Annotated in this window: 19 protein-coding genes; 11 read left to right on the forward strand and 8 right to left on the reverse strand. The window is 57.6% G+C overall.

Translation table 11 applies throughout. The features are described from left to right. The first annotated feature begins 55 nt into the window (after nt 1–55). Both G6R15_RS10365 and G6R15_RS10370 read left to right on the forward strand, forming a co-directional pair. Complete coding sequence (locus tag G6R15_RS10365) at nt 56–880, forward strand: MBL fold metallo-hydrolase (protein WP_164659782.1); 825 nt, start codon at nt 56–58, stop codon at nt 878–880. Between the two features lie 15 nt (nt 881–895). After that, on the forward strand, nt 896–2,311 hold the full coding sequence (locus G6R15_RS10370; protein WP_164659783.1) for an FAD-binding oxidoreductase: 1,416 nt from the start codon (nt 896–898) through the stop codon (nt 2,309–2,311). A 265-nt stretch (nt 2,312–2,576) separates the two neighbouring features. On the opposite strand, the gene G6R15_RS10375 is transcribed toward G6R15_RS10370, so the two are convergent. After that, complete coding sequence (locus G6R15_RS10375) at nt 2,577–3,116, reverse strand: adenine phosphoribosyltransferase (protein WP_164659784.1); 540 nt, start codon at nt 3,114–3,116, stop codon at nt 2,577–2,579. 345 nt (nt 3,117–3,461) lie between these two features. On the opposite strand from G6R15_RS10375, the gene G6R15_RS22735 reads away from it, so the two are divergent. Further along, nucleotides 3,462–3,632, forward strand: a complete 171-nt coding sequence (locus G6R15_RS22735; protein WP_205520506.1) for a hypothetical protein — start codon at nt 3,462–3,464, stop codon at nt 3,630–3,632. A gap of 3 nt (nt 3,633–3,635) precedes the next feature. Here the strand turns inward: G6R15_RS22735 and G6R15_RS10380 are convergent, their stop codons facing one another. Together G6R15_RS10380 and G6R15_RS10385 are read right to left on the reverse strand one after the other, a co-directional pair. Then, entirely contained in the window at nt 3,636–4,265 is a 630-nt protein-coding gene (locus G6R15_RS10380) for a LysE family translocator (RefSeq protein WP_164659785.1), read from the reverse strand. A gap of 30 nt (nt 4,266–4,295) precedes the next feature. Next, nucleotides 4,296–5,324, reverse strand: coding sequence for a DUF418 domain-containing protein (locus G6R15_RS10385; RefSeq protein WP_240336728.1), 1,029 nt, complete (start codon nt 5,322–5,324; stop codon nt 4,296–4,298). 386 nt (nt 5,325–5,710) lie between these two features. Here G6R15_RS10385 and G6R15_RS10390 point away from each other — a divergent pair, with 386 nt between their 5' ends. Continuing rightward, entirely contained in the window at nt 5,711–6,361 is a 651-nt protein-coding gene (locus G6R15_RS10390; RefSeq protein WP_164659786.1) for a hypothetical protein, read from the forward strand. Here the strand turns inward: G6R15_RS10390 and G6R15_RS10395 are convergent. Both G6R15_RS10395 and G6R15_RS10400 read right to left on the reverse strand, forming a co-directional pair. Further along, nucleotides 6,348–7,229: an S-methyl-5'-thioadenosine phosphorylase gene (locus G6R15_RS10395; RefSeq protein ID WP_164659787.1), complete on the reverse strand. Its 882-nt coding sequence runs from the start codon at nt 7,227–7,229 to the stop codon at nt 6,348–6,350. The two genes, G6R15_RS10390 and G6R15_RS10395, sit on opposite strands and share 14 nt — an antisense overlap. Nucleotides 7,230–7,301: 72 nt before the next feature. Then, nucleotides 7,302–7,862, reverse strand: a complete 561-nt coding sequence (locus G6R15_RS10400) for an invasion associated locus B family protein (protein ID WP_164659788.1) — start codon at nt 7,860–7,862, stop codon at nt 7,302–7,304. 176 nt (nt 7,863–8,038) lie between these two features. Between G6R15_RS10400 and G6R15_RS10405 the strand changes: the two genes are divergently transcribed. Continuing rightward, entirely contained in the window at nt 8,039–9,673 is a 1,635-nt protein-coding gene (locus G6R15_RS10405; protein WP_164659789.1) for a SulP family inorganic anion transporter, read from the forward strand. A 720-nt stretch (nt 9,674–10,393) separates the two neighbouring features. On the opposite strand, the gene G6R15_RS10410 is transcribed toward G6R15_RS10405, so the two are convergent. Together G6R15_RS10410 and G6R15_RS10415 are read right to left on the reverse strand one after the other, a co-directional pair. After that, complete coding sequence (locus G6R15_RS10410) at nt 10,394–11,026, reverse strand: CatB-related O-acetyltransferase (protein ID WP_164659790.1); 633 nt, start codon at nt 11,024–11,026, stop codon at nt 10,394–10,396. Between the two features lie 12 nt (nt 11,027–11,038). Further along, complete coding sequence (locus G6R15_RS10415) at nt 11,039–11,644, reverse strand: flavin reductase family protein (protein ID WP_164660274.1); 606 nt, start codon at nt 11,642–11,644, stop codon at nt 11,039–11,041. 102 nt (nt 11,645–11,746) lie between these two features. Between G6R15_RS10415 and G6R15_RS10420 the strand changes: the two genes are divergently transcribed. The 4 genes from G6R15_RS10420 (at nt 11,747) to G6R15_RS10435 (ending at nt 14,252) form a co-directional block, all read left to right on the forward strand. Continuing rightward, on the forward strand, nt 11,747–12,235 hold the full coding sequence (locus G6R15_RS10420) for a GNAT family N-acetyltransferase (RefSeq protein ID WP_164659791.1): 489 nt from the start codon (nt 11,747–11,749) through the stop codon (nt 12,233–12,235). A gap of 46 nt (nt 12,236–12,281) precedes the next feature. Then, a complete protein-coding gene (locus G6R15_RS10425) occupies nt 12,282–13,040 on the forward strand; it encodes an EcsC family protein (protein WP_164659792.1) in 759 nt (252 codons plus the stop codon). Between the two features lie 113 nt (nt 13,041–13,153). Beyond that, nucleotides 13,154–13,606 (forward strand): DUF1178 family protein, encoded by a 453-nt coding sequence (locus G6R15_RS10430; RefSeq protein ID WP_164659793.1) that lies wholly within the window; start codon nt 13,154–13,156, stop codon nt 13,604–13,606. 4 nt (nt 13,607–13,610) lie between these two features. Continuing rightward, the gene (locus tag G6R15_RS10435; protein ID WP_164659794.1) at nt 13,611–14,252 is read left to right on the forward strand and encodes an SDR family oxidoreductase; all 642 of its coding nucleotides are present in this window, start codon (nt 13,611–13,613) and stop codon (nt 14,250–14,252) included. On the opposite strand, the gene G6R15_RS10440 is transcribed toward G6R15_RS10435, so the two are convergent. Then, on the reverse strand, nt 14,246–14,608 hold the full coding sequence (locus tag G6R15_RS10440) for a hypothetical protein (protein WP_240336729.1): 363 nt from the start codon (nt 14,606–14,608) through the stop codon (nt 14,246–14,248). The genes G6R15_RS10435 and G6R15_RS10440 overlap by 7 nt on opposite strands. A 184-nt stretch (nt 14,609–14,792) precedes the next feature. On the opposite strand from G6R15_RS10440, the gene G6R15_RS10445 reads away from it, so the two are divergent. Next, nucleotides 14,793–16,031 (forward strand): aspartate kinase, encoded by a 1,239-nt coding sequence (locus G6R15_RS10445; RefSeq protein WP_164659795.1) that lies wholly within the window; start codon nt 14,793–14,795, stop codon nt 16,029–16,031. A 47-nt stretch (nt 16,032–16,078) separates the two neighbouring features. After that, complete coding sequence (gene ptsP / locus G6R15_RS10450; protein ID WP_164659796.1) at nt 16,079–18,322, forward strand: phosphoenolpyruvate--protein phosphotransferase; 2,244 nt, start codon at nt 16,079–16,081, stop codon at nt 18,320–18,322. Nucleotides 18,323–18,772 lie beyond the last annotated feature (450 nt).

Here is an 18,772-nt window from a genome sequence, read left to right on the forward strand (position 1 = left end):
TTTGAAAAGATGAAGATCAGGGTGACTTGAGGCTCATCTGCGCTAAACTTCGCACATGCGGTGGATTTTTGCAGGTGTCTTGAGTTTGGTGGCAGCGGCGACGAGCGCGCAGGAGCGGCGCCCGAGCCATTGCATCGCCATCGCAGATGCCTCGCCCGGCTTTGAATTTCTGCACAAGGCCAGTTGGCAAAAGGCGGTGCCGCAGTTTTCCGTGCGGATCAGCTATATCGCCCATGCGTCATTTCTGTTGCAGACCCATGGGGGGCTCAGCGCGGTGACTGATTTCACCGGTTTCATCGGCAACGTCGATCTGATCCCGGATGTGGTCACCATGAACCATGCCCATGAAACCCATTGGACAGCCTTTCCCGACCCGGCGATCAAACACCCGCTCAACGGCTGGGGGCCCTTTGGCGAGGGGATAGAGCATCACTTGGATCTGGGCGAGATGCTGATCCGCAATGTCTCGACCGACATCCGCTCGCAATTCAGCGGGGTCGAACCCAAAGGTAATTCGATCTTTGTTTTCGAGGTCGAGGGGCTCTGCATCGGTCATCTTGGCCATCTGCACCACATGCCGAGCAACGAACAATTCGCAGCCCTTGGGCGACTGGATGTGGTGATGGCCGCCGTGGACGGAGGGTCAACACTTGCCCTGCCGGAGATGATCAAAGTGATCAACCGGCTCAAATCGTCAATTGTCATTCCCATGCATTGGTTTGGCGATTATACGCTTGGTGCGTTTCTGGTCGGAATTCGCGAGGAATTCGACGTGCGGCGCGACTGGATAAGCGAGATTGAGGTCTCTTTGGCCACCTTGCCTGACCGCCCTACGGTGATCGTGCTGGAACCCAAATACCTGATTGACCCCGAAGATTAAGATTTGAGGACTGGCATGAGACTGAACGCGGCGGACGAGGTATTTGCAACGCGACTGAAAACCCTTGTCCCCGAGGACGTTCTGCGAACGCCCGAGGCACGCTATGCACAAGATCCCCGTGGTCGGCGGGCAGGGCAAATCGGTGCTCTGGCCTTGCCGCGCGACGTGCATCAAGTCTCGACACTGGTGAAGGCCGCAGCCGAGGCGCGCGTGCCAGTGTTGCCCTATGGTGGGGGCACGGGGCTGGTGGGCGGTCAGGTGGCGTGGGACGGTCCTGCGCCATTGGTGATCTCACTGGAACGCATGTCCGCGATCCGGGGCGTCTACCCGACCGAGAATGTGCTGGTGGCCGAAGCGGGCGCCGTGCTGGACGACATTCAAGCGGCTGCCGAAGCAGTTGACCGTCTGTTTCCATTGTCTCTGGCGTCCGAAGGGTCGTGCCGCATCGGCGGTAACCTGGCCACCAACGCGGGCGGGGTGAATGTCTTGCGTTATGGCAACACGCGCGACCTGTGCCTGGGACTTGAGGCAGTGTTGCCAAACGGCGAGATCTGGAATGGCCTGACTCGCCTGCGCAAGGACAACACCGGCTATGACCTGCGCAATCTGCTCGTTGGGTCCGAGGGCACACTTGGCATCATCACCGCGGCCGCGGTGAAACTCTCGCCTGTTCCAGCGGGGCAGGGCACGGCGATGATCGTGGTGTCCTCTGCAGCCGCCGCGTTAGAGCTGCTGGCTTTGGCGCGCTCAATCGTTGGCGACGGCGTCAGCGCTTTTGAGCTGATCCACCGGCAGGGGCTGGAGTTCCTGACCGAGGTGCTGCCAGACGTCCGCCAACCCTTTGCGGAACCGCCAGAATGGTGCGTTTTGATCGAACTCGGCCTGGGTGCCGGGCTGGACCCGGGGCAGATGCTGGAGCAGCTGTTTGAGCAGGCGGTCGCGCAAGATTTGGCACTGGACGGCGTGATTTCCCAGTCACAGGCACAGCGACAGGAGCTCTGGACCGTGCGCGAGCATATCCCAGAGGCCAACCGGCTGATCGGGTCCATCGCCAGCCATGACATTTCTGTCCCGATTTCACTGATCCCCGAATTTGTAGCTGAGGCGGGTAAACGGATCGCGGCCAATGGTCAGTTCCGGATCAATGCGTTCGGCCACGCTGGCGACGGCAACCTGCACTACAATATCTTCCCGCCCAAGGGACAGTCGCGCGACGCTTTCAAGCCGATGGCAGCGGACCTGACTCGCATTGTGCATGACCTGGTGCATGAAATGGACGGTTCGATCAGTGCCGAGCATGGGATTGGACGGCTTAAGGCCAAGGATTTGGAACGCTATGGCGATCCAACCAAGTTGGCCGCGATGAGGGCGATCAAGACCGCCCTTGATCCGGCGGGGATCATGAACCCCGGCGCCGTGATGCGCGTCTAAGCCCGCTTGTCGGGGCCATTGGCGTCCTAGACCGGGGCGCCTAGAACCCGCGCATCACCCACCTTGGCCAGAACTTCGACCTGCTGCTCTTGCTGGGGGCGGAATATTCTGCTGCTACATATCCCATCGCCATTGAGGTCTGCGCATTATGACATCCCGACGCAGACACCCAACGCGTGCCTCAGGCTAAACGAAGATGCACTGGCGTCGAGGGTCGCGATGACAGGCGAGGGATTGGATTGTTTCGATGGGACAGATCGCCCAATTACTCCCCCTCAAAAGCGCACAGAACGTGGACGTCCATGCCCATGTCTTCCAGCCGCTTGCGACCACCCAGATCGGGCAGATCGACGATAAAAGAGCATGACACGATCTCGCCGCCAAGCCGTTCGATAAGCTTGATGCCGGCCTCGGCGGTGCCACCAGTTGCCAGCAGATCGTCAACGACCAAGATCTTTTCACCAGGCTGGATGGCGTCATCGTGAATTTCAACGATCGCTTCGCCGTATTCCAGTTTGTAGTCCTGGCTGATTGTGGTGCCGGGCAGTTTACCCTTTTTACGGATCGGGACAAAGCCGACACTCAGCTGGTGGGCAATGGCCCCACCCAGGATGAAACCGCGTGCTTCAAGCCCTACAACTTTGTCGATCCGCTCACCGGCAAAGGGGTGCAGCATCTGGTCGATGGCCATTCGAAACCCGCGCGGGTCCGCGAAAAGCGTTGTTACATCGCGAAACATGATCCCTTCGTGGGGAAAATCCACGATGGTGCGAATGTAATCTTGGACGGATGTCTTCTTTGGCATGGTGGCCCCCGTTCAGGTCAGATCACCGGGGGTTTCGCCGATGTCGGATCAGCTTGCAAGGGTCAAGAGGTCACGCTGGCAGGCGTTCAACCCGACGTGACCTATTTCTTGTCCTTCTTGCTGGCGTAGGAACGGTAAAGGGTGCGGGGCAATCACAGCAGGTGCGGTTTGCGTCAGTCGCGGCGATCTTGGACGAGAAGGGATGATGCAGCCAACGGGTTCAATTGCTTTCTTCATTCTTCTGTTGTTAGTGATCGGAAATATGGATTTGCTACCTTTTGCATATACAAAAGATAGCAATGTAAATCAAACTAGGCACAGCGTGCGAATTGGGGCGCGGACACCGTGAAAAAAGACAACAAGTCACCGCGCAAGAAAGACTCGCAACTGGTCTTGCGTTTGGACAAGTTGGAGCGGGACGCGTTTGTCGATCTGTGCAGGGATCTGGACACCAGTGCCGCCCGTGAAATCCGCAGATTCATCCGCGGCTTTCTAAAGGAAAACGCGCAGGACTAAATCCTAGGTCGGGCGGCGCAGGAAGGCCGTCGCCACCCCCATTCCCATCAGCATGACACCACCAAAGCGGGTCAGCCCAGTGATCACCGACGGGCGTCCGATCCATTGGCGCAGCTTGTCTGCAAGCAGGGCATAGGCCAGCGCATTGAACCCCGCCAGCCCGACAAAGGTCGCAATCAGGACCGCGAATTGCGGTAGCAGCGGCTCGGACGGGCGTAGAAATTGCGGAACAAAAGCGATGAAAAAAGCGATGGATTTGGGGTTCAACGCGGTTACGGCAGCGGCGTGAACAAAGACACTGCGAGGCGTGACACCTTTGTCGGTCGACACGGTGCCCATCCCTTGCGAGGGGGCCGAACGAAGCAATTTGAATCCAAGCCACAGAAGATAGGCCGCGCCGACCCATTTGAGCGCGGTAAATAGCGTGGCCGATGCCAGCACCAACGCGCCCAGTCCGGCAAGCGAGGCGGACATGGCGATCAGATCGCCCAATGCAACCCCTGTGGCCGAGGCGACGGCGACGGGACGGCCCTTGGACAGCGCGTAGCTCAAGACCAGCAGTACGGTCGGCCCCGGAATCAGTAATAACGCGGTCGAGGCAGCGGCAAAGGCGAGCCATAGGTCAAAGGGCATCAGGGTCCAATTCTTTGCAGATCACCGGAATCAGCCGGTCACTTTGCGCATGATGGCCTCTAACGGGCCGCGACGGAAGACGCGGGACCACAGCATTGCAAAGACCGAAGTCGCAACAGCAAACCCCAGGCCGATCCAAATGATCTGCGGTGCGGTCAGCGATCCGTCAAGCAAGTCCAGTTCTTCCAGCGTGCCCATACCGATCAGGATATGCGCAACATATAGCGTCAGCGCTTGCTTGCCCGGGGCGGTCAGTGTCGCGGATAGATGCAGCCCGTCCAAGGTGGGTATGAATTTCAGCGTCAGCCCGATCGCCGCGCAGGCCGTGCCCGTGCCCGCAAGAATGTAAAAGGGGCCAGGGGGTATGGATTCAGTTCCCAGCAGCGCCCGCAAGTCCGGGTCTTGGATCAGAAACTGCGGCACCAGTGCAAATAGCGCAGCAGCCAATCCCCACAGGATCAACCGATGTTGGATGCATCGCGCGCCCAGATCGCTGCGGCCAAGCGCCATTCCGATCAGCAAGAACGCGGCCCAGGGAAGCACCGGGTGCCACCCGTTGAACAGAGCATTGCGGAGAAAGCCCGACACTGTCCACAGATCAGTGTAAACCAGCGTGTCCCAATCCCAGCCCGTATCATAGTCCAGAACACCGTGGGCCAGCACGGATGCGACAACAATTCCACTCGCGCCAATCCAAAGAGTATGGCTGCTGCTGGTAAGAAAGGGGATCGCGACCAGGAAATACAGCGCATAGAAATGCAAGATGTCGGCGTCAAAAATCGTCATGTTCGCCATGCCGATAACAAACAGAAACCCGGCCCGCTTTGCCATTGGCCAGGGGGAGGGCTGACCCAAGGTGACACCGATGCCGGCCAGAACAACAAACAATGCGGCTGCGCGGCCCTCAAGGCTATTGATTAGGACGTTGGCCCAATCCGTCCCGGGGGCCACTTCGGCGGCGATGCGAAAGTTGACCAGAACCATGCCGCAAAAGGCCAGAAAGCGGGCAGCGTCCAGTCCGTGAAGACGGGGTTTGTGTTGCGCGTCAATAGTGGCCACAAAAATCTCGATCAGTCATCAGTAACACCATGCCAGGATGCCAATTTGTCATGTTTCCAACAGGTTCCGACATTGTGCGCTTGGGGATCGGTTTCAACCCGCGCGACTTTTTTGTCTTGGTCGGCGTGTCTATCGTACCTCAACCGATTGGGCTGAACGAGGGTTGCGAGTGAATTGAGTTGCCCCGAGCGGGCGACGGATTCGGAATATTTCTGGTTTTGTGCTATAGTCAGAGCACTATTTTATTGGAGTTATTGTTATGAAACTTATTGCTGCGGCCCTTTTGGGCCTATTCGTCATTCTTCCTACCATTGCATCTGCTGCTTGCCCGAAGGGGTATTACAACTGCGGTGGCACCTTGTGCTGTCCGAATTGAGGATGGGGCCATGAACAAGCGAAATCTTTTGTTGCTGACCACGGTTTTGACCTGCGCAGCCCTTTTGACCGCCAAACAGTTTTTTCTGTCCACGCATGACGCGGATTTGTTTCTCGACCTTAAGACCGTCGATGCACATGAATTGCACGCGCCTGCTCCGGGTAAGGCCTATGCGTTCCACAAGCGCAGCGAAGAGTGGGTGCAAAACGAACTCTGCCAGCAACAAGGTGTTGGTTTGGCCCCGGAACAGAAAGTGTCATTCATTGGGTCGAACGCGGCGGGTCTGAATTATAACGAGGCCTTGGAAGTTGTTTTGGGAGAAGGCCTGCAGTCAGTTTTGCGGGCCAAAAACGTTCAAGTCGAGTGGGCTACGTTTCTGCTGCGCCACGAACGCTCTGGAGCACATTTTCCGGAAAATTGTGTAGCGGAAGTCGAAAAGATGGCAAATGACTCCCGCTATGCCGTGTTTGTAGTCGAGACCGTTTATCTTGCCGAAGCGGTTCCGCAGATGCCACTCATGGTGCGGTTCAAACCCGTACCCGTGGTATTTGAGATCTGCGATACCGCTTGCGACGAGGAACAGATAGACCTTCGGACGTTGCTCGACGCCTCATTCGTAACGCGGATCAAGGACGCTTTTGTCAGCATCAGGACGGGTTGAGCACCCGACCACCAACGGCATCCAACTTGGCCAACAGCCCTGGGTCGCGTTTTTCCGGGGCTGTCAGGATCGCGTATTCAAGCGCACGGTCACAGCCGTGCAGACAAGGATCGCGGTCCGCACCCAGAAGCGCAGGCAGCCCTTTGACCAGGGCGCGGCCTTTTTCGGCGTTACCGGTCAATGTGGCGATGATGGCGGTCACGTCGACCTCTCCATGATCGGGGTGCCAGCTGTCGTAATCCGTGACCATCGCCACGGATGCATAGCAAAGCTCGGCCTCGCGGGCGAGCTTTGCTTCGGGCATGTTGGTCATGCCGATGACATCCGCGCCCCAGTGTTCGCGGTACATTTTGGATTCCGCCAGTGTCGAGAATTGCGGCCCTTCCATCGCCAGATAGGTGCCGTCGCGATGGACGTTGATGCCTGCTTGCTTTGCAGCCGTTTCACAGGCGTCACTCAGGCGCGGGCAGGTGGGGTGGGCGACGCTTACATGCGCGACGCAGCCGGTGCCGAAAAAGCTTTTGTCGCGGGCAAAAGTGCGGTCGATGAACTGATCGACGATGACGAAATCGCCCGGTGCCATCGCTTCGCGGAACGATCCACAGGCGCTAACGCTGATCACATCTGTCACACCCAAACGTTTGAGAGCGTCGATATTGGCGCGATAGGGCACCTCGGTCGGGGAATGTACGTGACCGCGTCCGTGACGCGGCAAGAACGCCATCTCTACACCGTCTAGGCTGCCGGTCAGGATCTGGTCCGAGGGCGTCCCCCAGGGCGAGTCAACGCTGACCCATTCAGCGCCTTGCAACCCGTCGATGTCATAAATGCCCGAGCCACCAATGACGGCGATTTTCGTTTTGCTCACGGGTCGTATCCCCCTGTTGGATTGATTTTGCCGCAAGTTGTGAGGGCTGATGCCCGGTTTGGCAAGGGCGCCCTATTCGTCAGTGGACAAAAGGCCACGCGCCTTGGATTGCTGCTTAAAGTCCTGCCAGGCGTCATCGAAATCCGACAACGACCAGCTTAGGTCCTGAGGCTGGCCATGACGGTCTCGAAAGGTGAAGCGGAACGCCTCTCCGTCTCTCATGCTGGCAATCAGCACATCGGCGTTGTCGCTGGTAAATGTGCAACTCAACCCCGTCAGACACCCCGGAAACCGGGTGCGCCAAATGTCGCCCTGCATCGTTTCGATCCGGAAACCGTTGGGCGAAAACAGCGTTCCGGGCTCCATCCCGAAGTCGACTTTGTATTCCTGCGCCTCGGGGGTGATGAACAGAAACTGTGCTGCAAATCGGGGGCGAGGCGAAAAGACGTCCACCCGTCGCAAGTAGCACCGCTGAACCAACGCCCCTTGTTCCTCGCGCTCATCGCACATGGAATTCCAGATGTCGTGAATTTCGTGATGCGTCACCCGCCAGTTTCCCGGGGTGTCGTTACCTTGCAAGTCCTGTGCCCAAAGCGCAGAGGGGTAGAACAGAAGCGCCAATAGCCATCTCATGCGTCAGGGATGACCGTATGGCAGCATTCTCGCAAGTCACGTTGGTGAGAGGGGTGGTTTTTCGCCTCAGGTATGGTAATGGCTGCGCGTCGTCTGTTGCCGGGACTTGCAGAGCTTACCTGCGATAATCCGGCGAAAACGCGCCAAGTCGCGAACAAACCCCGTAGGAATCCGCCATGCCCCGAGCCCTTTTGGCCTCATTCGCCAAACGTTTAGACTATCCCGATTTGCGCTGGATGCCCGACGAAGGCTTCAGCATGGGCCGCATCCGGATCGAGCTGCTGTCTGGTCTGACCGTGGCCTTGGCGCTTGTGCCCGAGGCGGTCGCCTTTGCCTTTGTGGCAGGTGTGCACCCGTTGGTCGGTCTCTATGCGGCGTTTATGGTTGGTTTGATAACGGCGCTGATCGGCGGACGTCCTGGTATGATCTCGGGCGCGACCGGGGCTTTGGCCGTGGTGATGGTGGCGCTGGTGGCGCAGCATGGCGTCGAGTATCTTTTTGCGACTGTCGTTCTGATGGGGATTTTGCAGGTCATTGCGGGCGTGATGCAGTGGGGCAAGTTCATTCGCCTGGTGCCGCATCCGGTGATGCTGGGCTTTGTGAACGGGCTGGCGATTGTGATCTTTCTGGCGCAGATGGGTCAGTTCAAGGTGCCGGGTACAATGGAAAACACCGGCCATGGCATGTCGGGTGGTGAATGGCTGACCGGAACGCCGCTATTCATGATGTTGGGGCTGGTTGCGCTGACGATGGCCATTATCTGGATCATGCCACGGATCACGCGCATCATTCCTGCGCCTCTGGCCGGGATTGCAGTTGTTGCGGGTCTTGTGATCGCGCTGGGCCTGGAGGTACCGCGCGTGGGCGATCTGGCCTCGATCAAGGGCGGTTTGCCGACTTTCCATATCCCGATGGTGCCGCTGAATTGGGAAACTTTTGAGATTATCCTGCCCTATGCCGTGATCCTGGCGGCCATTGGCTTGATTGAATCGCTGCTGACACTGAACCTAGTGGGTGAGATGACCGGCAAGCGCGGTGGTGCGAGCCAAGAATGCATCGCGCAAGGCACTGCCAACGTCGTGACCGGTTTCTTTGGTGGTATGGGCGGTTGTGCGATGATCGGTCAGTCGATGATCAACGTAAAATCCGGCGGTCGAACCCGCATTGCGGGCATTGCAGCGGCCATGTTCCTGCTGATCTTCATCCTCGTGGGCTCTTCTCTGATCGAACAGATCCCGCTGGCCGCATTGGTCGGTGTGATGTTCATGGTGGTGATCGGAACATTTGCATGGAACTCTTTCAAGATCATGCGCAAGGTTCCGTTGATGGACGCCTTCGTCATCGTGTTGGTGACCGTTGTGACCGTGATGGAGGACCTTGCCGTTGCCGTTGTGGTTGGTGTTATCGTCTCGGCGTTGGCCTACGCTTGGAACAACGCCAAGCGCATTCATGCGGAAACCCGTGAATCGCACACCGAAGAAGGCGCCAAAGTCTATGAGATTAACGGCCCGCTGTTCTTTGGTTCGGCTGACGGTTTTGCCGAGCTGTTCTCGGTGAACGAAGACCCCGACACGGTGATCGTGGATTTCGCCAACAGCCGCGTGGTTGACCAATCCGCCTTGCAGGCAATCGAAGCCGTGGCCCAGAAATACGAGGCAGCAGGCAAGAAGGTCATGCTGCGTCATCTGAGCCGCGATTGTCACCAATTGTTGACCAAGGCAGGACATCTGATGGTCGATAGCGATGACGACCCCGATTATGCGCTGGCCGTGGACTACTCGGTGCGGACCGGCGTTCTGGGTGGGCACTGATCCCGACTGAATTTGCAAAAAAAGGCGGCCCATTGGGCCACCCCTGCCGGTAAATGTTGAGCAAAGATTCTCACATATCCAAAATATCAGCGACCTGTCAAAACATCGACGGGTCGCTGATATTGCACTTATACGCTAATCAGTACCAAACATCGTGCCTATTTGATGGTGTGGGATAAGTGGCAGAGTATTCCCGGAGAATGCATTTTCAACGAACACGCTGATACGATGCACGGCAGGGGCTTTGCTAAACGCCTCAATATTTCGGAGCCTCACTAAGCAGTGGTATTTCTCCTGACTTGGAAAGAAGGTGCTTCATGAGGAGACAAAAATGATACCCGTTGCGCCCAGCTGTCAGTTTAATCGCTGTAGTGGGCCGCAGGAATAGATTGCCGACAACATTCGGAAGTTCCCAGGACCATAAATAGCGGTCGAGGTCAAAAACCCGTTCAACACATTTGTAAGCCGGAAGACTGTAGGTACGTTCACCCTGTTGTTTTTCACGCAGTGGGGTGTTCCGCAGGATGCGCATTCGCAGAACTTTTCGTGCTTGCCCCCTGCAACGACGCCCCCAACAGCTTCAGATGGCGCAAGCGGGCTCTCCTTCGGTCTATGATAGGGATCGGGAGAAACACCAGAACACGCACGTTGCGGGTTCCGCCAAAAATTGATCTCGACACCTTCGACAGCGGCTGGACCCATCGGGCCACCCTTTTTGCATTATAGATTTTTAAGAGTCTCGACATCGCCGCTCAGCAACGCTGGCTCGGCTTGAGCGATTTGGTCTGCGGGCCAGTCCCACCAGGCCAGTCCCGTCAGTTCGGTGATGATATCGTGCGAGAACCGCCGCTTGATGACGGTGCTTGGATTGCCCGTTACAACACTGTAATCTGGTACAGTTCCACGAACGACGGCGCCTGCGCCAACGATGACACCGTTGCCAATGCACGCGCCGGGCAGCACCAGAGCACCGTAGCCGATCCAGACATCATGCCCGATCACCGTGCCGCGTGTATCCGGTTGATAGCTGATCATCTGCGCGGGGTCGAACACCGGGAACGGAAAGCACGTCAATCCGTCCATCGCGTGGTTGGCAGAACTGGTGATGAAGCGCACCCCATGGGCGATCTGGCAGAACCTGCCGATGCGCAGATGCTCGGCTGAGGTTTCGAACAGATAGGGGGCCAGACGGCCTGCCCAATCTTGGGGCGGATCAAAGTCCGAGGCATACGTGTAATCCCCCACCTGAAACCGAGGGTGGTCAATCACCCGGTTCAGGAACACGGTTCCCAAGTGATCGCTGCCGTCGGGCAGGGTTATTGGATAGCGTCTTGTGGCATCGGGGAGGGGCAATTGCGGCCTCTATCAATCGTCAGGGCGTTGCAGCGAGAACAGCTCACGCACCACAGAATAATCGCGATAGCCAAGGCGCGCCAGGGGCTGGAACGTGGTCACGTCAAAGATCCCGTCGCGCAGACAATCGTCGCGCAGGTGGATGCCTGTGACCTCGCCAAAGGCCACGCGGTTGGATTGCCCTGGCAGGGTGACGATTTTGGTCAGCTTGCATTCAAGAGCCGCCGGAGCCCCCTCGATCCGGGCGCAGTTGATGGTTTCGCACGCCACGGCCGTCAGGCCGGCGTGAGCAAACTCGTCCACGGATTTGTCCAAGGCGGCCGAACTGGCGTTCATCGCGTCGCGCGCAGTGAATTCGACCACGTTGACACAGAACTCGCCGGATTCTTCGATGTTGGCCATGCTGTCCTTTGTGTTGTCCTGATCCTCTTTCATTCCGGTTGAGGCAAACATGACCTGCGGCGGGAAATAGGCCACGCCGTTGAAAAATGAATAGGGCGCCAAGTTGTTCACTCCGTCCCCATCGCGCGAGGAAATCCACCCGATCGGGCGTGGCGTGATGATGGCGTTAAACGGGTTGTGGGGCAGGCCGTGGCCGTCCTCGGGGCGGTAGAACATCAATATCTCTCCAAGTGTTTGCCCTAGGGTTAGCGAAGTGGTAGGGCGATTGCCACCCGTGGAACGGTCCATGGGACGGCACGGCGAAGAGGCAAGACGCAGGTGATCGAGGTTAAACCGGAAACAACCGGCGATTGGTGGGAGGTCGAGGCCCTCTTTGACCTCTGCTTTGCTCCCGGACGCGAGGCTTTGTCGTCGTATCGCTTGCGTGACGGTGTAGACCCGGCGCAAGAGTTTTCGCTGGCGGCGCGTGATGAGCTGGGGATTCTAGCCGGCGCCATCCGGTTTTGGCCGATCCATGTGGGTGATCATGACAGCCTTCTCCTTGGTCCCGTTGCCGTACACCCGACCCATCAGGGCGAAGGACTGGGTGGCTTTCTGATCCAAGAGGGGCTGGAGGCTGCGGCCAAACACGGCTGGACACGCGTGATGCTGGTGGGCGATGCGCCCTATTACAACCGGTATGGGTTCGAACGCCTGGCCGACGTTGAAATGCCACCGCCGACAAACCCTGAGCGGGTTTTGGGCTATGCCTTGCAAAAGGGTGCCTGGGACGGCGTTACCGGTGTTGTCACCCGCTGGACTGCTTGAAATCTCAACCTCCGCTCCCAATGTTTAAGGTCAAGCAGGGAGCATCATGCACGACATCATTACCCGCCCGCCGTTAGACGCAGATACGGAACTGGACCGGATCGCCAAACATTACCGCTCGGCCGGGGGAACGGGCGTGCGGATGCTCAACGCCTTGGGTGGCAAAGCCGAAGGTTTGCTAGACCACTTGCCCGTCAATGTCCGCGATGGTTTGACCGGTGCAACAGAGCGTGCGCTGCACCTGTCCGTGAAAGCTGCACAAGGTTCGCGCCGCGCTGTTCCTGATCAGAACGAGTGGGTCAACACAGCCGTTACCACAGCCCTTGGGGCAGCGGGTGGATTTGGTGGTCTGCCCGGCGCTTTGGTTGAATTGCCTGCCACGACAACAATGCTTTTGCGCGCCATTCAAGGGGTCGCTGCAGAAACCGGGTTCGATCCGGCCACCGAAAGTGTTCAATTCGACTGTGTTCGAGTGTTTTCAGCCGCCGGTCCACTGGATTTCGACGACGGGGCTGATCTTGGCTTTGTATCCGCGCGCATGACGCTGACTGGCGGAGCGATGCAAAAGCTGATTGCGACCGTCGCGCCTAAACTCGCCACGGCTTTGGGGCAGAAACTTGCAGCTAAAACCGTGCCTGTTTTGGGGGCGGTTGCCGGGGCGGGAACGAATTTTGCCTACACGCGCTATTACCAGCAGATTGCCCATGTTCAATTTGGCCTGCGCCGCTTGGCGGTTGATGCAGACCTGCCGCAGGATGACTTGGTGTTGCGTTTACGCTCTAGATTGTCGGATCAAATAAGGTAAGGTGAATGTGATGATTTTCCGGCTTTCCGGCTGTGATCTTCGGGCTCTTAATCCGGGCTTGATCTTGGGGCCGGTGTGGATATCTATTCGCGAACCTAAATGACGAGTCGACGATGATTCAGTACGCGCTGAAATGCAATGATGGTCACAGTTTTGATAGCTGGTTCCAGTCCGCAGAAGCCTATGAAAAGTTGGCGGTGGCCGGATTGGTGACCTGCGCGATGTGCGGCAGTACCAAGGTGGAAAAGGCGATCATGACGCCCCGCGTGCGCCCTGCGCGATCTGCTGCCACGGCTCCGCAAACCCCAAAGACCGAACCGGCACGCACGCTGAGCGAACCGGCGACCGATGTTGAAAAGGCTGTGGCCAAAGCGCGCAAACGGATCGAGGAAAACTCGGACTATGTCGGCAAAGATTTCGCGTCTGAGGCGCGTGCCATGCATGATGGCGATGCACCCGAACGCTCGATCTATGGCGAAGCCAATCTTGAAGACGCGAAATCCCTGATCGAAGACGGGGTGCCGGTCACGCCGCTCCCTTTCATGCCAAACAGAAAGACGAACTGATCCCATGCACATCCTGATCACGGGCGCCAACCGTGGAATCGGTTACGAAATTGCGCAACGGTACCGCGCGCAGGGACACACTGTGACCGGAACGGCACGAGATGACTCTGAGGTGGTGACGCTGGATGTCACCGATCCAGAGCAGCATCAGTCAATGGCCGAGCAGCTAAAGAGCAAGCCCGTGGATCTTTTGATCTGCAACGCCGGTGTCTATCTGGACAAAGGGCAGGGGCCAGACGGCTACCCGGCCGAAATGTGGGCGCAAACTTTTGCCGCCAATGTCACCGGAGTGTTCCTGACAGTGCAAGCGCTGATGCCGAACCTGGAACTGGCCGACGGCGCGCGCATTGCCATCATCTCTTCGCAAATGGCGTCTCATACCCGTGCGCCAGGCGGCAGTTACATCTACCGCGCGTCCAAAGCAGCGGCGCTGAACCTTGGCCGCAACCTGTCGAGCGACTTGAAACCCAACGGCATCGCTGTAGGCATCTATCACCCGGGCTGGGTCCGCACCGATATGGGCGGGTCTGAAGGCGATATTTCTGTGGATGAAGCGGCCGATGGTCTGATCGCCCGCTTTGCAGAGCTGGATATTGCTAGCACGGGCTGCTTTCAGACCTGGGACGGCCGAGATCACGCTTATTGAGGCTGCACAGCGTCCGCGGGAACCTCGAAAACTTCTCCGGGCTCGATGAAAATCCGCATAATACCACCTTGCACCTCGTGGCTGATCGGGGTGGGCGAACTGGATGAAGTGGGTTTGCCATCTTCGAAATAGATGCGCCGCACGTCTCCGCCGGGGATCTGCACTGCCAGCGTCACACCGCCACCCTCTTTGCGGCGCAGTTCCGCATGGCAGTTTTGCAAGGCTGTACCGGGGGCAGCGCAGGGCACTGTTCCCAGAGCATTGTTGTTCCCATCAGTGCCGGAAACGGTGGCTTGTTGTGCGAAAGAGGTTGAGGCAAGCAGGGTCAAGGCAAAGGCCGTGGGGAACAAACGCATGGAATTTCCTGTGAGATCAGTGATTTTGTTCCAAACTGGCATCGGCGACCCGGCCTGTAAAGCGGTTGCGACATAAAAGCGGCGCAGATGACGCTAACATTGGGGCCTCGCCACTTGCGATTGAAGACCCCCTCGCATATGAGGCGTGGAACCAACAATCAAAGGCGCGGAGACATCTGACCCCATGCCCGTACTCGTGATGAAATTCGGTGGCACATCGGTTGCCAACCTTGATCGTATCCGCCGTGTGGCCAAGCGTGTCGGTGTCGAAGTGGCCAAAGGCTATGACGTCATTGTCATCGTGTCCGCCATGTCGGGCAAGACCAACGAGATGGTCGGCTGGGTCAACGAAACCTCTCCTCTTTATGATGCACGCGAATATGACGCCGTCGTGTCCTCGGGCGAGAATGTGACCGCCGGACTAATGGCGTTGACCTTACAGGAAATGGACGTCCCGGCGCGCAGTTGGCAGGGCTGGCAAGTGCCGCTGATGACCACATCAGCACACAGTCAGGCCCGGATCGAAGAGATCCCGACCACCAACATCAACGAAAAGTTCGGCGAAGGCATGCGCGTGGCCGTTGTGGCCGGCTTCCAGGGCATCAGCCCCGAGGGACGCATCACTACACTGGGCCGGGGCGGCTCGGACACCACCGCCGTAGCTTTTGCCGCTGCCTTTGATGCGGAACGTTGCGACATCTACACTGATGTCGATGGCGTCTACACCACCGACCCGCGCATCTGTGAAAAGGCGCGCAAACTGGACAAGATCTCGTTCGAGGAGATGCTCGAACTGGCCTCGCTAGGGGCCAAGGTGCTGCAGACGCGCTCGGTCGAATTGGCGATGCGCTACAAGGTAAAACTGCGCGTTCTCAGCAGCTTTGAAGAACAATCCGACGAGGCCGGTACCCTGGTCTGCGATGAGGAGGATATCATGGAATCCAATGTAGTTTCGGGCGTTGCCTATTCGCGGGACGAGGCCAAGATGACCTTGCAATCGGTCGCCGACCGTCCAGGCATCGCAGCCACTATTTTTACCGCGCTCAGCGACGGCGGTGTCAACGTCGACATGATCGTGCAGAACATCTCGGACGAGGGTCGCACCGATATGACCTTTAGCTGCCCGACCGATCAAGTCGCGCGCGCCGATCAGGCGCTGCAAGCGATAAAAGAGCAGGGCGAGCTGAACTACGCCGAGCTGATCGCGGACACGGATGTGGCCAAGGTGTCGGTTGTTGGCATCGGCATGCGGTCGCAATCGGGCGTCGCGGCCAAGATGTTCAAGGTGCTCTCGGATGAGGGGATCAACATTAAGGTCATTACAACCTCTGAGATAAAAATTTCCGTTCTGATTGATCGGAAATACATGGAACTTGCGGTTCAGGCACTGCATGATGCCTTTGAACTGGATCAGGCGGCCTGAGCAAAACGCTTTGGGGTCAGTCTGAGAAAAACAAGGTGACAGGCCCGATGGCGGACGGCACAGAAAGTGAATCCCGCAAGCTGCTTGGACGGCTGCGCGAGGCGATGGCCAGCGACGACGCTGGCCAGGCGCGTTTGGACAAGATCACCCATCTGATCGCGGACAGCATGCAGAGCGAGGTCTGTTCGATCTACCTGTTCCGCGATTCCGAGACGCTGGAACTGTGTGCGACCGAAGGGTTGCAGCCCGAATCTGTCCACCAAACCCGCCTGCGCATGGGCGAGGGGCTGGTGGGCCGCGTTGCCAAATACAACAAGGTGATCAACACGCCTGACGCGCCGTCGGCCAAGGGCTTCCGTTACATGCCAGAAACGGGCGAAGAACGGTTTTCGTCCTTCCTGGGCATTCCGGTGCAACGTTTGGGCGAGAAGCTGGGTGTATTGGTCGTTCAATCCCGCGACGCGCGTGAGTTTTCGGCTGACGAGGTTTATGCCCTCGAAGTGGTTGCGATGGTCGTGGCCGAGATGACCGAACTAGGTGCATTTGTTGGTGAAGGCGCAGCCCTGTCGCCCTTGCACCAGCAATCAGTCTTATTGCGCGGCGGCACCGGCCAAGAGGGCGCTGCCGAAGGCCATGTTTGGCTGCATGAGCCGCGCGTCGTGGTCACAAACCCCATCGCAGACGATCCACACCGCGAGTTGGAACGTTTGAACGAATCCGTCGAAGAGCTGCGCGTGGGCGTCGACAAGATGCTCGAGATGTCCCAGAACGGGGATAAGGAACAGCTGCAAGTCCTTGAAGCGTATCGTATGTTTGCCAATTCCAAAGGCTGGATGCGACGCATGGAAGAGGACATCGCCCGCGGCCTGAGCGCCGAGGCGGCGGTTGAAAAAGAGCAATCGCAGGCGCGCGCGCGCATGGAGCAGGTCACTGACGCCTACCTCCGCGAACGCCTTGCGGACTTGGATGACCTCAGCAACCGGCTGTTGCGTATTCTCACCGGGCAAGGGCGCGATTCTGGGGCCGAATTACCTGCCGACCCGATCCTTGTTGCACGCAACATCGGACCTGCAGAGCTGCTGGAGTATGGGCGTTCGCTTAAAGGGATCGTCCTTGAAGAGGGCTCGGTCGGCAGCCACGCTGCCATTGTGGCCCGGGCGCTGGCGATTCCACTGGTGGTACATACCTCCCGGATTACGACCGAGGCACTGAACGGCGACCACATCATGGTTGATGGCGATCAAGGGGTCGTTCATCTGCGCCCAGATGACACGGTTGTTGCCGCCTTTCGTGATAAGATCGCGATGCAAGCGGACGCGCAAGAACGCTATGCCTCGATCCGTGATCGTAAAACGATCACCCGTGACGGCAAAGACTTGTCGTTGGTAATGAATGCGGGCTTGATGGCAGATTTGCCGTCGCTTGACAGTTCCGGCGCCGAGGGGGTCGGGCTGTTTCGCACCGAACTGCAGTTCCTGGTGCGCAACCAGATGCCGAAACGCTCGGAACTTGTGTCGCTCTATGGTCGGGTTCTTGACGCGGCCCACGGCAAGCGCGTTGTATTCCGCACGCTTGATATCGGGTCGGACAAGGTGCTGCCGTATATGAAACCCACGGACGAGCCGAACCCTGCACTCGGGTGGCGCGCGATCCGCGTTGGTCTGGACAAGCCCGGCATCATGCGGATGCAGCTGCAAGCGTTGATCAGGGCCGCCAATGGTCGACCGCTGACGATCATGTTCCCCTTCGTGGCTCAGGCCGAAGAGTTTCACCAGGCCCGCGCCGAAGTCGACAAGACCATCGCGCGCGAAAAGAAACTGGGACATGTGTTGCCAGAGACCCTCGAAGTGGGGGCCATGCTCGAGACGCCATCGCTGACCTTTGCGCCGCAAAAATTCTTTGACGATGTTGCGTTCTTGTCCATTGGCGGGAATGATCTGAAGCAATTCTTTTTTGCCGCGGACCGTGAAAACGAGCGGGTTCGCCGACGTTATGATACGCTCAACGTCAGTTTCTTAAGCCTGATCGAGCGGATCGTGGAGCGATGCGCCATTTCGGGCACACCGCTCAGCTTCTGCGGCGAGGATGCGGGTCGCCCGATCGAAGCTTTATGTCTAGCGGCCATGGGCATTCGGACTTTGTCCATGCGTCCAGCTTCAATTGGCCCGGTCAAGAGCTTGCTATTGCGTTCAAATTTGGATGAATTGCGTAAGATTATTTCGGACGCGCGACACAGGGGTGAGCAAAGTGTTCGACCTGCTGTGATGGACTGGTTACAGCAGCAAAATTGACCTGAGCCCATGTGTTGTGGCTCTTTTGGTGATTTCCAATACATTCCAGGATGTTGATCAGGCTTCTTACCGGTGTTGCCTGTAGTTTCCCATGTCTTCCAAAGATTAAGGTGAGTTGGCGCCGACAGCAGTTGTCCTCAGGCTTATCCACAAGAATCCAGATGCACTGTGGATGAAAATCAAGAAGCTACCTATCAATATTGGAACAATATTCGTCAAAACATATCATATTGTTTGAGAAAAATTATCTTATTCTAACAAACAACAAATTTCTACAGAATTTCGTCCTTAAGCATATTCACATGCGTACTTAGAAAAATGACCTTTGGCTGAAGCGGGCGTATTTTGAACCTTGAATGATGTTCAGGCGACGCTTCGCTTTTCCTTCACTGATACAATATGCCGGGTAATTTCAATAGGTTGTTTCAAAAGGGTGATGCTCTGAGGTTA

This window comes from Tropicibacter sp. Alg240-R139 (genome assembly GCF_900537075.1).
Classification (GTDB): domain Bacteria; phylum Pseudomonadota; class Alphaproteobacteria; order Rhodobacterales; family Rhodobacteraceae; genus Falsiruegeria.